This window comes from Polaromonas sp. P1_F4 (assembly GCF_056405675.1).
Genome location: NZ_JBFUBP010000007.1, coordinates 145,309 through 161,323 on the forward strand (window position 1 = coordinate 145,309; position 16,015 = coordinate 161,323).

General features: G+C 60.6%; 12 protein-coding genes. 5 read left to right on the forward strand and 7 right to left on the reverse strand.

The window, feature by feature from the left end; all coding sequences use genetic code 11:
* Positions 1-34: 34 nt before the first annotated feature.
* Positions 35-1,021, reverse strand: coding sequence for a methionyl-tRNA formyltransferase (gene fmt / locus AC1DYQ_RS15545; RefSeq protein WP_477687509.1), 987 nt, complete (start codon positions 1,019-1,021; stop codon positions 35-37).
* Positions 1,022-1,104: 83 nt separating this feature from the next.
* A complete protein-coding gene (gene def, locus AC1DYQ_RS15550) occupies positions 1,105-1,626 on the reverse strand; it encodes a peptide deformylase (RefSeq protein ID WP_477687510.1) in 522 nt (173 codons plus the stop codon).
* A 216-nt stretch (positions 1,627-1,842) separates the two neighbouring features.
* Between def and AC1DYQ_RS15555 the strand changes: the two genes are divergently transcribed.
* From AC1DYQ_RS15555 to AC1DYQ_RS15565, 3 genes are all read left to right on the forward strand, one after another.
* Positions 1,843-3,066 carry a LysM peptidoglycan-binding domain-containing protein gene (locus tag AC1DYQ_RS15555; RefSeq protein ID WP_477687511.1) on the forward strand — a complete coding sequence of 408 codons (1,224 nt, stop codon included), beginning with the start codon at positions 1,843-1,845 and terminating at the stop codon, positions 3,064-3,066.
* A 103-nt stretch (positions 3,067-3,169) separates the two neighbouring features.
* Positions 3,170-4,318 (forward strand): DNA-processing protein DprA, encoded by a 1,149-nt coding sequence (dprA, locus tag AC1DYQ_RS15560; RefSeq protein ID WP_477687512.1) that lies wholly within the window; start codon positions 3,170-3,172, stop codon positions 4,316-4,318.
* Between the two features lie 59 nt (positions 4,319-4,377).
* A complete protein-coding gene (locus AC1DYQ_RS15565) occupies positions 4,378-4,890 on the forward strand; it encodes a Smg family protein (RefSeq protein ID WP_477687513.1) in 513 nt (170 codons plus the stop codon).
* A gap of 66 nt (positions 4,891-4,956) precedes the next feature.
* Here AC1DYQ_RS15565 and AC1DYQ_RS15570 read toward each other — a convergent pair whose 3' ends face one another.
* The 5 genes from AC1DYQ_RS15570 to AC1DYQ_RS15590 form a co-directional block, all read right to left on the reverse strand.
* Positions 4,957-7,419: a DUF1631 family protein gene (locus AC1DYQ_RS15570; protein ID WP_477687514.1), complete on the reverse strand. Its 2,463-nt coding sequence runs from the start codon at positions 7,417-7,419 to the stop codon at positions 4,957-4,959.
* A gap of 28 nt (positions 7,420-7,447) precedes the next feature.
* Positions 7,448-8,401: a protein translocase subunit SecF gene (gene secF, locus AC1DYQ_RS15575; RefSeq protein ID WP_477687515.1), complete on the reverse strand. Its 954-nt coding sequence runs from the start codon at positions 8,399-8,401 to the stop codon at positions 7,448-7,450.
* Positions 8,402-8,438: 37 nt separating this feature from the next.
* Positions 8,439-10,313 carry a protein translocase subunit SecD gene (secD, locus tag AC1DYQ_RS15580; RefSeq protein WP_477687516.1) on the reverse strand — a complete coding sequence of 625 codons (1,875 nt, stop codon included), beginning with the start codon at positions 10,311-10,313 and terminating at the stop codon, positions 8,439-8,441.
* A 68-nt stretch (positions 10,314-10,381) separates the two neighbouring features.
* The gene (gene yajC, locus AC1DYQ_RS15585) at positions 10,382-10,723 is read right to left on the reverse strand and encodes a preprotein translocase subunit YajC (protein WP_477656808.1); all 342 of its coding nucleotides are present in this window, start codon (positions 10,721-10,723) and stop codon (positions 10,382-10,384) included.
* Positions 10,724-10,953: 230 nt separating this feature from the next.
* Positions 10,954-14,520 (reverse strand): indolepyruvate ferredoxin oxidoreductase family protein, encoded by a 3,567-nt coding sequence (locus AC1DYQ_RS15590; protein ID WP_477687517.1) that lies wholly within the window; start codon positions 14,518-14,520, stop codon positions 10,954-10,956.
* A gap of 183 nt (positions 14,521-14,703) precedes the next feature.
* Between AC1DYQ_RS15590 and AC1DYQ_RS15595 the strand changes: the two genes are divergently transcribed.
* Together AC1DYQ_RS15595 and AC1DYQ_RS15600 are read left to right on the forward strand one after the other, a co-directional pair.
* Positions 14,704-15,189, forward strand: coding sequence for an Lrp/AsnC family transcriptional regulator (locus tag AC1DYQ_RS15595; protein ID WP_477687518.1), 486 nt, complete (start codon positions 14,704-14,706; stop codon positions 15,187-15,189).
* 135 nt (positions 15,190-15,324) lie between these two features.
* Positions 15,325-15,981, forward strand: coding sequence for a hypothetical protein (locus AC1DYQ_RS15600; RefSeq protein WP_477687519.1), 657 nt, complete (start codon positions 15,325-15,327; stop codon positions 15,979-15,981).
* Positions 15,982-16,015 lie beyond the last annotated feature (34 nt).

Below are 16,015 nucleotides of genomic sequence, written 5' to 3' on the forward strand. Positions count from 1 at the left end.
AAAAAACCCGCCCTTTTCTGTCCCGTCATTTTTTTCACCCCTGTCTGGCGATATCCGGTTGAATGAAGACCATGCCGGGACGTATCTCAAACCCCCGCAAAAACTCGGACGCATCCAGCGCCTTGCCGCCGGCTTTTTGAAGCCGGCTCACACGCAGAACGCCATCGGCGGCACAAATGTCCACACCTTGTGGCCCTGCGGCAAGGACTTCACCGGCCTGAGCCCCGCCCGGCCGGCGCACATCCGCCAGAACTTCGGCACGCCAGAACTTGAGGGTTTGCCCGCCTACAACACCGGCCGCGCCGGGAAACGGGTTGAACGCCCGGATGCGCCGCTCGAGTACGGCAGCGCTTTGCGACCAGTCCAGCCATGCTTCATGTTTTTCAATTTTGTGTGCGTAAGTGATGCCGTCTGCGGGCTGAGAGACTGCCTGCAGGCCTCCGCATGCAGCGATCTCGAGGGCCTCCACGATGAGCCGCCCGCCCAGATTGGCCAGCTTGTCGTGCAGCGAGGCCGTGGTGTCGCCGGGTGCGATGCGCAGCTTTTCCGTCAGGAGCATGTCGCCCGTGTCCAGCCCGGCATCCATTTGCATGATGGTGACGCCGGTTTCCGGATCACCGGCTTCGATGGCCCGGTGAATCGGCGCGGCACCGCGCCATCTCGGCAACAGCGACGCGTGGATATTGAGGCAGCCCAACCGCGATACATCCAGAACCCACTGCGGAAGAATGAGTCCATAGGCCGCCACCACCATGACGTCCGCGCGCGCTGCGGTGATGGCTTCGCGCGCAGCGGCTGCATCGTCAGGGAATTTGCCGTCCAGCCGCAAGCTTCTGGGTTGGGCGATGGGTGCGTGTGAGGTTTCGGCCCATTGCTTGACGGGCGAAGCCTGCAGTTTCATGCCGCGGCCTGCTGGGCGGTCAGGCTGGCTCAGTACGAGGGGAATTTCAAAACCAGCTGCGTGCAGTTTTTCCAGGGCTACTCGGGCGAATTCAGGGGTACCGGCAAAAATAACGCGCATGGGGTCCGATTCTAAAGACCCCTAAGCAAATCCGGGGCGGCAGCAGCAAAGCCCCGCGTATCCGGCAAGCCGACCGGAAACGCTCAGCGCACGGCGTCGCGCTCTTCGTCCTTCTTCTGCTTGATCATCTTGGTCTTGATGCGGTTGCGCTTGAGCGGCGACAAGTATTCGACAAACACCTTGCCCATCAAATGGTCCATTTCATGCTGGATACAAACCGCCAGCATGCCTTCAGCCTCATGCATCTGCAGCTTCCCGTCCAGGTCAAGGGCCTGCACCTTGATGGACGTGGAGCGCTCAACGCCGTCATAAATGCCGGGAACCGAAAGACAGCCTTCGTCGCCCACCCGCGTTTCTTCGCTCGCCCAGACGATCTCGGGATTGATCAGCACCAGGGGCTGGGTCCGGTCTTCGCTGACATCAATCACCACCAGGCGCTCATGCACATCCACCTGGGTTGCCGCCAGGCCGATGCCCGCCGCTTCGTGCATGGTTTCGAGCATGTCGTCGACCAGCTTGCGCAGGCGTGCATCAACGGCCGCCACAGGCTTGGCAACGGTGTGGAGGCGGGGGTCGGGGTAACGAAGAATGGTTAACTGGCTCATGGAGGAAGGCTGGGCAATGGGTGAGATGTCGCTATTTTCGCCACTTTTCCCTGTTTTTCGGCATCCTGATATTCCCAGAATCGTGTATTCGTTGCTTAATCAAGGGCTTAGGTACAAAATCGTTAGTGATTTATCAAGATATAGACACGGTTTTTTCGCGGGGTTGCACCCCGAAAACGCCGTACTAGCCCCATAAAAGCGCCGAAGGCCTACAAGATGCAAACAATTTCTGGTCGTTTCAGTCAAATTTCAATAGCCGCCGCAGCTCTTTTGGGCATCTCAGTCGGCCTGCATGCTCAGAACTTTCCCATCACGGCCGACCAAAAAGCCACGGCAGCCCAAGTGGCCCAGACAGGCGTTCCCCTGGGCGACCTGGCTCCCAATGCGCCTGATACCTACACGGTGAAGCGCGGCGACACCTTGTGGGCAATTTCCGGTTTATTCCTGAAAAACGCCTGGCGCTGGCCCGAGCTATGGGGCATGAACCTCCAGGACATCCGCAACCCTCACCGTATTTACCCGGGGCAACAGCTCTATCTGGAGAAATCCAATGGGCGTGCCGTTTTGCGAACCCGCCAGGCCCAAACCGATGGCCCGCCGACAGACACCGTACGCGTTTCTCCGCGCACCCGCTTTGAAACCCTGGCAGACGCCTCCATTCCCACGATCGCGCCCAACCTGATCGAGCCCTTCCTGAATGAGGCCCTGATTGTTGATGAGGCCATGCTGTCCAACGCTCCCCGCATTGTGGCGGCCCAGGAAGGCCGTGTCCTGCTTAGCCGCGGAGATCGCGCCTATGCGCGTAGCCAATACGGTGCCGGCAGCACCACCGGCAAGCCCCTGAGTATTGAAAAAGGCGAACCGGTCAATTACCGGGTGTTTCGCAACGCAACGCCGCTCAAAGACCCGACGACCCAGGCGATTCTGGGCTACGAGGCGCAATACGTCGGCAAGGCGGAAATAGCGCGCGGCGAATCCGTTGCGGAGATAGCCGGTAAAGACGGCAAGCTGCAATCCGAAATCGTGCCCGCCACAATTGACATTGTTGCCACCAAAGAGGAAATGCGTGTAGGTGACCGGCTGTTGGTGGAACCACCACGCGAGTTGCTGAACTACATACCGCATGCACCCTCCACTGCCGTTGCCGGACAAATCGTCTCGATTTACGGCAGCGCCGTGACCAATGCGGCGGAAAACCAGGTCGTAGTCATCAATCGCGGCGCCAAGGATGGCATGGAGCGTGGCCATGTTATGGCCATCCTCAAGGACGGTGCACGACTCCAAGACAAGACTGACAGTAGCCGCGCGCAGATCAAGCTGCCCAACGAGCGAAATGGCCTGTTGATGGTGTTTCGTACTTTCGATGCCGTTTCCTATGCCCTCGTCTTACAGGTGACTGATGGCGTGAAGGTTGGAGATCGCTTCGTCAACCCCAATTAACCGGCGGACAAGCAACGCAAGAACTTGGGCAAGCCAGGTCCATCGACATTCGAGATATTCTCGAATTCGTTGATCCTGTTTTTCTTTTAGCCCTGGCCATCACGTGGAAAAACAAGAGCTCCGGGCCTGGTTGCGCCTGACCCTCTCGACGGGGGTAGGAAATGAGAATTCCCGCAAACTGTTAGCCGTGTTTGGCTCAGCGCAGGCGATTTTTGACCAGAATTCGACTACTCTGGAACAACTGGGGTCTGAGAAACTGGCACGAACTCTCCAGACAGCGCCTCCGAATCTGGCAGCCCAGTTGCAAATGACACTGGAATGGCTGCAGGCTGGGGATGACCGGCGGGTGGTCGCGTTGGGAGATGAGGCCTACCCTGCGGCCTTGCTCGATATCGCCGATCCCCCGCTGATGCTCTACATGCTCGGCAAGCATGCAACCCAGCCGCAGACGTTATCGCCATCCCACGTGGCCCATATAGCCATTGTAGGCAGCCGCAACCCGACGCCGCAGGGCGAAGCTAATGCGCGCCAATTCGCCAAGGCCCTGGCCGGTGCCAAACTCTGCGTTGTGTCAGGCTTGGCCTTGGGTATCGACGGCGCGGCGCATGACGGCGCCATGCAGGCCGGTGGAGATACCATTGCCGTGGTGGGTACCGGACTTGACCGCGTCTATCCCAAAAAACATCTCGAGCTGGCGCACCGTATTGCGCAGCAAGGCATGCTCATCAGCGAATTCCCGCTCGGCACGCCACCGCTGACCGCGAACTTCCCGAGACGCAACCGCATCATTTCCGGCCTGTCGCTGGGCACTCTGGTCATCGAGGCGGCTCTGCAATCCGGCTCGCTGATCACCGCACGGCTGGCGGCCGAACAGGGCAAAGAAGTGTTTGCCATACCCGGCTCCATCCATTCGCCCCAGTCGCGCGGCTGCCACGCACTGATCAAGCAGGGAGCCAAGCTGGTGGAAACTGCGCAGGACGTATCGGAGGAATTAAATCTCCCTGCACGGGGCATGGCGCCGGGTGCAGCGGCGCATACGCCAACAGAGGAAGAAACCGGTCCCCTGGTCGAACCCCCTCCATCTACCGCCCTGATCGCCGCGCTGGGATTCGACGTGGTGAGCCTGGACACACTACAGGCGCGAACCGGGATCGAAACAGCCTTGCTGCAGGCACAGCTACTTGAGCTGGAACTCGACGGGCAGGTGTTCAGGCTTCCCGGCGGCCTGTTCCAGCGACGCGCTGACGCATAAACACCGCACTCTTTTCACCGGCTTGACAATGCTGCCGCCAACTGCGTTATATTGGACGCATGTTCGAAGTACTCGTGTACGTCTACGAAAATTACTGGCAAGGTGACGCTTGCCCCGAACTTCAGCGGCTCGGCCGCAAACTGACAGCGGCGGGTTTTGAGGCGGAAGAAATCCAGGCGGCCCTCGTCTGGCTCGACGGCTTGAATATCGCTGCCCAAGGCACGCAAATCAGCCTGCCGGCCAGTGCCCCGTCAGAGCTCACTGAGCCCGGTGCACATCCGCTCATTCAGCCCCAATCCCCCGACAGCCTTCGCGTTTATTCGGTTGCCGAGCAAACACAACTCGGCGCACAGAGCCTGGGATTTGTGAGCTTCCTTGAGTCGTCCGGCGTATTGCCTCCGCACATGCGCGAGATTGTGATTGACCGTGCCATGGCGGCACCGGGCGACCCCGTCACGCTGGATGACCTGAAAATCATCGTATTGATGGTCTATTGGAGCTTCGGCGAAGAACCCGATGCGCTGGTTCTGGACGAATTGTGCGACGACGCGGAAGGTCGCCTTGCTCACTGAATAGCACTGCGGCACAAAAACGACATTTTTGAACCGGTTGCCCGGGCACGCCGGACAACGAGGCGCTTAGCCGAGCAACCGCTCGGGATTTGCATCCAGCTTGGCAAGCGCGTCGCGCGTGGCACGTACCGTGAGCGCCTCCTCTTCAGTAGGCACCAGCAAACCCGACTGCAGGTAGGCCGCGAGCCGACGAGCCTGGATCAGGAAGTTCCGGCCATCGGCAGAAGCAAACAGGTGCAACTGCTTGCGATCACTGCACCAGGCAAACTGCACATGACTGATCTTGCCGTTGTGGTCCAGGCTGAACCATGTACCTACCTGGAGCTCCCGGGCCCATGCGCGCATGGCTTCCGTGGGCTGGCTGCCGCCATCGGCGATCACTTCAATGTCGGTAGCATCGATCCCGATCATGGTGACCAGGCTGTCAGTATCCAGCGGCAGGTCGCCGACGTCCTCATCGGAAAGATAATCTTCCAGGTTCATCAGCCGTTTGGCCATGATCTCCACCCGCTCCTGCGAAATGGTGTCGGTTTTGGACATGAATGCATCGGCCAGCGTATCGCTGATGGTCTTCAGGTGCCCGTCCTGGTCAGACACACCCAAGCCCAGCATGGACATGCCCAGGCGCAGCAGCTGCAGCAATTTCGGCAGGTCTGCAATCACGCGGGCGCGATCATTGCGGTTCGGTTTGGCGCTCGCGGCCCACACCAGATCAGCGGCAGCCCGCTTGAGCGTGATGGTTTCCTCGTGCTGCGGCCCGTTCTTCATCGCGGCGATCGCCAATACCTCAGCCCATACCTTGAAGAGGAATTCGCGGATCTCGTCACGAACCGGCATGTCATTGAGCATGTTCCGCATCTCAATGGTGTACTGGATCGTCATGGTCTCTTTTTGTTCGACCTGTTGCGCGACACTCACAACACGGGCGGCGCTGCCATGCTCGGAAAGGAATTTGGATAAAAACTTTTCGAACTCGTCATAAACCAGCTGAAACACCCGGCGCCCTGTTTCGGGATACTGCTCTATCACTTGCACAATGCGCTTGACTTCAGATTCCATGGCCCCGCCGGCCACCGTGACGTCAAAGCCCAATACGCAGGAACCCATGCGGTCGATCAACCGGCGTGCAGGATGCTGCAGCGACTCAAAGAACTCTGGCTCGGAAATCGCCACACGCAATACCGGCATCTGCAAACGGGCAAACCAGACCCGGATCACAGGCGGAATGCGGTCTTCGGCAAGAATGCTCTGGAACATCAGGGCCACGATTTCAATCGTCGCCTTCTCGGATGAGGTGGACGCCGCCTGCTTAAGCGTATTGGTTCGTTCCCGCAAGGCAGTAGCAGCATTGTCGACATGCACCTGGCCATAGATCTGGCCTTGCGCATCTGCGAGCAAGGTACGCTCTGCACCGGTTTCTTCCAGCTTCTGCACACTCACCATGGCCTGCGCGAGCTGAGGGGAAGCCTGCGTGGGGTGGGTATCGTCGAAGCCTGCGACCTGGTTCGACAGCAAACGCTTGAGGTGCCCCATCACGCCCTGGGCCCTCATGCGCGCCCTGGCGAGCGGCGTCGTCGCCGTTTGCATGCGGGTTTCATCGTAGACTGCGCCGCCTTGCCTGGATACGCCTGGCTGCGACCCTGCTCCTTCGGACGCTGCACCTGGAGAAGCTGCACCCTGACGGCCGGCAGAGGCTGAAGATCGCCCGCCACCCACACCCTGAACCCGGCCACCAGGCCCATCGCCTTGGCCTCCACCAAAACCACGTGCACCACCGCCCTCAGACCCGCCGGCCCTGAACCCGGTTTCGCCGCCGAATTTGCCGCGTTCCTTCTCGGGACTGGAGGCTTTCCTGGCAGACGCCCCGGCATCCGCCGCGGAGGGAGTGCGTTTGACCAGCGGCCGTAAGTCGATTTCCGCCATCACCCCCTGCTGCACCAAAAACTCGTTGGTGGCATGGTAAGTCTCCAGCAGGTGCGTACCCATGTCCTTCTGGATGACATCCTGGACAACAAGCCAGACATCCCGTGGCAGCGATGCAAGACTCCATTGTTCAACCATGTGCTGTGCAAGCACCTCGGGGCGAAGAATGTCCTGCTTGTGCAATTCCGTGACGGCCTCCAGGTTTTGGATGCGCAACCGCAGGTCGTTCAACTCCCAGCTTGCGAAGTCCAGCAACCGAAGCGCGAGCCGCGAAGCAAGGATTTTGTCCTCCATCACGTCGTTACCCATCAATTCAAATTTGCCGCTGTCGGCAAACCTCGAGGGCGAGTTTGGTGCGGGAATCGTCTGGGCAGTGGTCCATGCGGCAGTTGTGCCACGGACCCAGGTGGCACCACTTTTCTGGAAAGCCATCCAGGCATCACGCCGGTCCTGCATTTCCCGGACGCTACCGGGCTGATCAACCGCGGCAGTGAGCCTGTCCTGAATGGTTTTCGCCAGCGCAGGCAGTACGCGTACAGCGCGCTCCGCAAACAGCGCACGTGCCTGCTCGACCAGAACCCTGCTATTTTTGTTACTTGGAGCCACAGCCGCCCTAGGATGATTAAGTCATAGCTTACACCGTGGCCCCGGCGTTGGGGTCATTGGGATCCTCGTCTTTTTTGGCCGGCCCTTTCATCAGGTCTTCACGCCGAATGCCTAGCCACATGGCGATTGCAGCGGCAACAAACACCGACGAATAGATCCCGAACAGGATGCCGATGGTCAGCGCCAGGGCAAAGTAAAACAGGGTCGGGCCGCCAAAGAGAAGCATGGACAGCACCATGATCTGGGTGGAACCGTGGGTAATGATGGTACGGCTGATGGTGGACGTGATCGCGTTGTCGATGATCTCGGTGGTATTCATCTTGCGATAGCGTCGAAAATTCTCGCGGATCCGGTCAAAAATCACCACCGACTCATTGACAGAGTAGCCCAGCACCGCCAGCACAGCAGCAAGCACAGCCAGTGAAAACTCCCATTGGAAGAAAGCGAAGAATCCCAAAATGATCACGACGTCGTGCAAATTGGCGATGATGGCCGCCACGGCGTATTTCCATTCAAAGCGGAAAGCCAGATAGACCATGATGCCGAAAACGACCATGGCGAGCGCCTTCAGCCCGTCGTGGGCGAGTTCCTCGCCCACCTGCGGGCCGACAAATTCAGTGCGCCGCAACGTCACATCCGGGCTGGCAGTTTTCAGGGCTGCAAGCACCTTGTCGCTTTGCTGCGCAGTGCTTACACCCTTTTGCGCCGGCAGGCGGATCATCACGTCGCGTGAGGTGCCGAAGTTCTGGACCTGCACATCGGCGAAGCCCAACCCAGCCACCGTATCGCGGATTTTCCCGACGTCGGCAGCCTGGGTGTAGTTCACCTCCATCAGGGTGCCACCGGTGAATTCCACGGACAGGTGCAAGCCCCGCGAGAACAGGAAGAATACGGCCAAAGCGAACGTGGCAAAGCTGATGGCATTGAAGATCAGGGCGTGCCGCATAAACGGAATGTCACGCCGGATTTTGAAAAATTCCATCTGGAGTCCTTGGGAAATTCAGGAAAAAGAGCCGGGCTTACTTCGCAACCACACCCGAAGTGGCGGGCCGCCATACGGTGCCAATGGAAACCGTCTTGAGCTTCTTCTGGCGGCCATACCAGAGGTTGACCAGGCCGCGCGAGAAAAACACCGCCGAGAACATGCTGGTCAGGATACCGATGCAATGCACAACGGCAAAGCCGCGGACCGGGCCGGACCCAAAAGCCAGCAACGCAAGACCCACGATCAATGTCGAGGTGTTGGAGTCCAGAATGGTTGCCCAGGCCCGCTCATAACCTGCATGAATCGCCGCTTGCGCGGAGGCACCGTTTCGCAACTCTTCCCGCACACGCTCATTGATCAGCACATTGGAGTCGATGGCCATACCCAGCGCAAGCGCCATGGCCGCCATGCCAGGCAAGGTCAGGGTAGCCTGCAGCATTGACAGCACCGCGACCAGCAACAGCAGGTTGACGGCTAGCGCCAGGCCGGAAAACAGGCCAAAAAGCATGTAATAGGCCGCCATAAACGCCACGATCACGACGAAGCCCCACGACACACTGTGAAAGCCCTTGGCAATGTTGTCGGCGCCCAGCGTCGGGCCGATGGTGCGCTCTTCAATGATTTCCATGGGGGCGGCCAGCGAGCCCGCACGCAGCAACAGGGCGAGATCGTTGGCGGCATTGATATTCATGGCGCCCGAGATGCTGAACCGTGTACCCAGTTCACCACGAATGGTTGCCACCGAAATAGCCTGCCCTTTGCCCTTTTCGAACAGCAGGATGGCCATCGGCTTGTCCATGTTCTCGCGGCTTGTTTCGCGCATCACCCGCCCACCCTTGGCATCCAGCGTCAGGGATACATTGGGCTCCTGCTTTTGCGAATCGAAGCCGGCCTGGGCATCCGTCAGGCTCTCGCCGGTAACAAGAACCTGCTTCTTCACAATCACCGGATTGCCGCTGATATCGGGGAATTTTTCCGAGCCGAAGGGCACCATGCCTCCCCCGGTCATGGCTGCACGGGCCTCAGCGCTGTCATCCACCAGACGCATTTCCAGGGTGGCGGTACGGCCAATAATTAGCCGGACCCGGGCAGGATCCTGAATACCCGGTAGTTGCACAACAATGCGATCTATGCCCTGCTGCTGTATTACCGGCTCTGCCACGCCCAGCTCGTTGACCCGGTTGTGAAGGGTCACCATGTTCTGTTTGAGAGCCTGGTCCTGAATGCGGCGCGCCGCCTCAGGCTTGATCGTAGCCGTAAGCTTGTATTCCGTGCCCTCGGGGACCTCAGCAGTCTGGAGGTCGGGAAACTGGTCTTGAATCAGGGCTTTGGCTGATGCCAGCGTGGCAGAGTCACGCACCTTGATGTCAATGGCCTGTCCATTACGGGCGATGCCGCCGTGCCGGATATTTTTCTCACGCAGCGATGTCCGGAGGTCGCCAACCAGGGACTCGGCGCGCTTGGTTAGCGCGGCCTGCATATCCACCTGCAGCATCAAATGCACGCCGCCTCGCAAGTCAAGCCCGAGGTACATTGGGAAAGCATGAAGCCGGGCTAGCCAGGGAGGTGAGAGCGATAGCAAATTGAGCGCAACGACATACGGAGGATCTTCGGAATCCGGCGCCAGTACTTTCTGGATCGCGTCCCTGGCCTTGAGTTGCGTATCGGTATCGCCAAACCGCGCCCTGACGGAAGTATCGTCCAGGGCGACGGCATCGGCCGCAATGCCGGCTTCCTTCAGTATTTGCTCCACTTTCGCCATCGTCGTACTGTCGATCTTGACGGTGGACTTGGCGCTGGAAACCTGGACCGCAGGCGCTTCGCCGAAAAAGTTGGGCAGCGTGTACAGGGCTGCGACGATGAGCGCGATCACAATGATGGCGTACTTCCAGGCCGGATAACGATTCATGAGAGGGCTGTTCCTGGTGGACGGATGAACAAAGTCAGGCCTGCCGGCCGTTGCGGCCGGCGAAAGCCTTATTTGGCTGGATTGATAGCGCCTTTGGGCAGCACCTGGATGATCGCGCTGCGCTGCAGCTGGACTTCGACGCCTGGCGCCAGTTCGAGGGTCAGGTACACGTCGCCCAGCTTGGTCACCTTGCCCAGCAGGCCGCCTGCGGTGGCGACTTCATCGCCCTTGGCCAGCGCCTCAATCATGGCGCGATGCTCTTTCTGCTTTTTCATCTGCGGGCGGATCATGACGAAATACAGCACCACGAACATCAGCACCAGAGGCAGCATGCCCGTCAGCGAGGACATCATGTCACCGCCGGCAGCGGCAGCGGGAGCGGTTTGGGCAAAGGCGGAAGAAATGAACACGGCTAACTCCACAACGATTTAAAAGACACACTGGCGCGCGCCATCCGGCACGGACAGCGCACAGAGTTCACGATTGTATGCGGCGGGGCATCCGCAGAAAGGGGTAACTGGCGCGCGCCAGGGGCTTTTCAAGCCGGGGGTGCGCGCAAGGGGCTGCTGCAAGCTCCGCAGCAAAGCCGTCCCATGAAGGAAACACCGGACCGGCGGCGAGGCCAGCGCTGGTCCAGGCTTTAAGCCGCTACCCGCTGGACGGTAGATCCGGGGGTACGAAAGGATTCCATCAACGCGGCCCACTGGGGCCGCGCGGCGGCCAGGTGGCGCGCCTTGACATGGCCATAACCCTTGATCATTTCCGGAATCCGGGCAATTTCCAGCGCCACGGCATGGTTTTCAGCGCTCAGGCCGGCCAAAACCTCTTCCACGCTGGCACGGTATTCCTCAATCAGCGCCCGCTCCGTGCGGCGCTCTTCGGTACGACCGAAAACATCCAGCGGCGTGCCACGCAGGCCCTTGAGGCGGGCCAACACCTTGAACGCACCCAGCATCCAGGGACCGAACTGCTTCTTCTGCAACTCGCCCTTGTCGTTTTTGGACGCAATCATGGGCGGCGCCAGGTGGTAATTGAGCTTGAAGTCGCCTTCAAACATGCCGTTAACCTTATCCAGAAAGCCGGTGTCCGTGTGCAGGCGCGCCACTTCATACTCGTCTTTGTAAGCCATGAGTTTGAAAAGGTACCGGGCCACCGCCTCGGTCAGCAGCGTCTTGCCCAGCGGCGCTTCCGCAGCGCGCACCTTCTCCACAAAAGCCTGGTAGGTCTGCGCATATGCCGCGTTCTGATAGGCCGTCAGGAAGTCAGCCCGCTTGGCCAGCATGTCGGCCAGTGCGGGCCGCTTGACGAACTCGATCACCTGGGCAGCCTTGAACAGGGCCTGCACCGCAGCCAGGTCGTGCGCGCAGCGCCGGCCCCACTCAAAAGCCGTCTTGTTGTTGTCAATCTGCACGCCATTGAGCTCAATGGCCCGCATCAACGCAGCATGCGACAGCGGCACCCGGCCTTTTTGCCAGGCAAAGCCCAACATCAGCGGATTGGTATAAATCGAGTCACCGACCAATTGCACCGCCACCTGCTCCGCATCAAAGCTACCGAGCAAGTCAGCGCCCACTGCAGCAGTCACGGCCGTCTCGCAATTGCCACCAGGGAACTGCCAGGCAGGGTTGGTCACAAAGGCCGCCGTCGGCGCGCCGTGCGAGTTCATGGCTACGTAGGTGCGGCCCGGCTGCATGACGGTCAGCGTGTACTTGCTGGCGGCCACGATCGGGTCGCAGCCGATCACCAGGTCGGCCTTGGCGGTGTCGACCTTGGTGGTGTAGATGGCTTCCGGCCGGTTGGCGATCTGGATGTGGCTCCAGGTCGCGCCGCCTTTTTGCGCCAGACCGCCGGCGTCCTGCGTGACCACGCCCTTGCCTTCAATGTGGGCCGCCATGCCGAGCAACTGACCGATGGTGATCACACCCGTACCGCCCACGCCGCCCACGACAATGCCCCAGGCGTTTTCAGCCACCGGCAGCACGGGTTCAGGAATCGCAAACAGGCTGCTGGGCGCGCCTTTCTTGTCTTTTTTAGGCTTCTTCAGCTGCCCGCCTTCGACAGTGACAAAGCTGGGGCAGAAGCCCTTCACGCAGGAGTAATCCTTGTTGCAGGTGTTCTGGTTGATGCGGCGCTTGCGGCCGAACTCGGTCTCCAGCGGCTCCACCGACAGGCAGTTGGATTGCACCGAACAATCGCCGCAGCCCTCGCAGACCAGCTCGTTGATCACCACGCGCTTTTCAGGGTCCACCAGGGTGCCGCGTTTGCGGCGGCGGCGCTTTTCGGTCGCGCAGGTCTGGTCGTAAATGATGGCGGTCGTGCCCTTGAGCTCGCGGAACTCGCGCTGGATGCGGTCCAGCTCGTCGCGGTGGTGCACCGTCACACCGTCGAGCAGCGGCGCGCCGTCATATTTTTGCGGCTCATCGGTCACGATGACCAGCTTGGCCACGCCTTCGGCACACAGGCTCTGCATGATCTGCAGCACCGAATGGCCTTCGGGCCGCTCGCCGACCTGCTGGCCGCCTGTCATGGCGACCGCGTCGTTGTAGAGGATCTTGTAGGTGATGTTCACGCCCGAAGCAATGGCCTGGCGGATCGCCAGCAGCCCGCTGTGAAAGTAGGTGCCGTCGCCCAGGTTGGCAAAGATGTGCTCGTCGGTCGTAAAGGCCGCCTGGCCCACCCATGTCACGCCTTCGCCGCCCATCTGGGTGAAGGTGGAGGTGGAGCGGTCCATCCAGGTCGCCATGTAGTGGCAGCCGATGCCGGCCACGGCGCGCGAGCCTTCGGGCACGCGCGTGCTGGTGTTGTGCGGGCAGCCGCTGCAAAACCACGGTGCGCGCTCGCCGGTGTCGGCCTTGCCGGCGGCCAGGGCGCGCTCGCGCCCTTCGATGACGGCCAGGCGCTCATCCATGCGGGAAATGATGTCGGCCGGCACGCCCAGCTTCTTCAGGCGTTTGGCAATCGCCTTGGCGATGATGGCCGGCGTCAGGTCGGCCTTGGCGCGCAGCAGCCAGTTGTCGCTCGGGTTGGAGCGGCCCCATTCACCGCCCGACTGGTCGCCTTCGGGTTCGTCGAACTTGCCCAGCACATTGGGGCGCACGTCGGCACGCCAGTTGTAGAGCTCTTCCTTGATCTGATATTCAATGACCTGGCGCTTTTCTTCGACCACGAGGATTTCCTGCAGGCCTTCAGCAAAGTCACGCGTGATGGTGGCCTCCAGCGGCCAAACCACGTTGACCTTGTGCAGGCGGATGCCCAGTTGGTGGCAGGTCTCTTCGTCCAGGCCCAAGTCGGCCAGGGCCTGGCGCGTGTCGTTGAAGGCCTTGCCGCTGGCGATCAGGCCGAACCGGTCTTTGGGGCCGGCGATGACGTTGTAGTTGAGCTTGTTGGCGCGGATGTATGCGAGCGCCGCATACCACTTGTAGTCCATCAGCCGGGCTTCCTGCTCCAGCGGCGCGTCCGGCCAGCGGATGTGCAGGCCACCGGGCGGCATCTCGAAATCTTCCGGGATGATGATCTTCACGCGGTCCGGGTCGACCAGGATGGAGCTCGAGGACTCGACGACTTCCTGGATGGTTTTCATGCCCGACCAGACGCCGGAAAAACGGCTCATGGCAAACGCATGCAGCCCCATGTCGAGGATGTCCTGCACGTTGGACGGGAAGAACACCGGCAGGCCGCAGGCCTTGAAGATGTGGTCGCTCTGGTGCGCGGCGGTGGAACTCTTGGACACATGGTCGTCGCCGGCGATGGCGATCACGCCGCCGTGCTTGGCTGTGCCCGCCATGTTGGCGTGCTTGAAGACGTCCGAACAGCGATCCACGCCCGGGCCCTTGCCGTACCAGATGCCGAACACACCGTCGAATTTTTTGCTTTGCGGGTACAGGTCGAGTTGCTGCGTGCCCCAGACGGCCGTGGCGCCCAATTCTTCATTGACGCCGGGCTGGAATACGATGTTTTGTGCAGCCAGGTGCTTTTTGGCGGCCCACAGGGCCTGGTCATAACCACCCAGCGGCGAGCCGCGGTAGCCGCTGACAAAACCCGCCGTATTCAGCCCCTCGATCGCATCGCGCGTGCGCTGCAACATGGGCAGGCGGACCAGCGCCTGGACGCCGCTCATGAAAGCGCGGCCGTGGCCTAAAGAATATTTATCGTCAAGCGTGACGGTCTCTAGCGCTTTGCGGATGTGTTCAGGTAAGGGCGCATTCATGTTCGTGGGTCTCCAGGACTGTTTGTTAGTACCGCCTTGTGGGCAGGCTGGCAGAAGGGTCCCCCGGATAGGGGGCGCCCTCTAGTTGCATGCAAAGTGTATGCCGCCAGCCGTGATATGTCTTTGCTTTGTTTGCCCGATTTAGGCCACTTCCGGAAAGAATCTTGCTGTAAAGTGGCGAATATGGAAACATTAGACAAGTTTGACATCGCCATCCTGAATGAGTTGCAACTCGACGCCCGGTTGACGAACACGGAATTGGCCTCCCGTGTGGGCCTGTCGGCCGCGCCCTGCTGGCGGCGGGTGCGGGCGCTGGAAGAATCGGGCTTCATCACCGGCTACCGGGCCGAGATCAACCGCCACAAGATCGGCCTGGGCGTCCTGGCTTTTGTCCGGCTGGACGCTGACCGCAACAGTGGCGACGCAACGCGCCAGCTGGAAGAAGCCATCAAAAAGCTGCCCGAAATCGTCTCCTGCCACTACATCAGCGGCACCGGCACCTTTGAGCTGCAGGTGGTGGCGCAAGACCTGGAAGCCTTTAGCAAGTTTGCGCTGCAGAACCTGATCAACCTGCCCAATGTGAAAGACTTGCACACCAGTTTTTCGCTGGGCGAAGTCAAAGCCAGCAGCGCGCTGCCGCTCGGGCACCTGACGCGGGTTACAGCCTAAAATTCAAGAAAATAGTGCCTGAAACCCTTTACCGACGGGCGCAACCAGCTATTTATTTAATAGCACCAAACTCGCTCGCTGTGCACATGGCCGGCACATGAAACACCTGCAAGATAACGCCTGAAGGAGCCCCGCATGAAACCATCCGCCCGTCCCGCCTCTTTGGCCTTTATGCTTTTTATGGCCCTGGCGCCCGCCCTGCAAGCGCAACCAGCTATCAATTCAGGAGCAAACCCGGAGGCGCTGCCCATGCGCAACCTGCAGATAGAAGTGCGGCAGGCCGGCAGCAGCCTGCGCTCCCAGAGTGCCCTGGGCGCACAGGGCGGTGTTGTGCTGCAACCGGGCCGTTCGGGCCTCAATGCCCAGATCACAGCCCAGGACAGCCAGCGCAGCGATTCACGCGACCTGGTGCAGCGCGTGCTGGTGCTCAACGGGCGCAACGCCAACATCAACCTGGGCAACAGCCAGCCATTGCGGCTGGTGCAGGCGCGCCAGGCCGGCACCGTGTTCATCGAGGCCAACAGCGGCTTTTCAGCCAGGCCCACCTGGTACGGCGGCGACAACGTGGAGCTGGAACTGGCCGCGGGGCAGGCCAGCCGCACAGGCTCGTCGCCGCAGGCGCCCCTGTCCTCATCGTCCACCAGCACCTCGCTGACCGTTCGCCTCGGGGAATGGGTCACCGTGGCCGAGTCGGACGATACGGGCGCCGGCAGCAGCAGCGGCATCGCCGACAGCCGGCAATCCACCCGTCGGGACGGGATGAGGGTGGAAGTCCGCCTCTCCGTGCGCTAAAAAAGAGCCGCTCACAAAACCCGGCGAAGCGGTC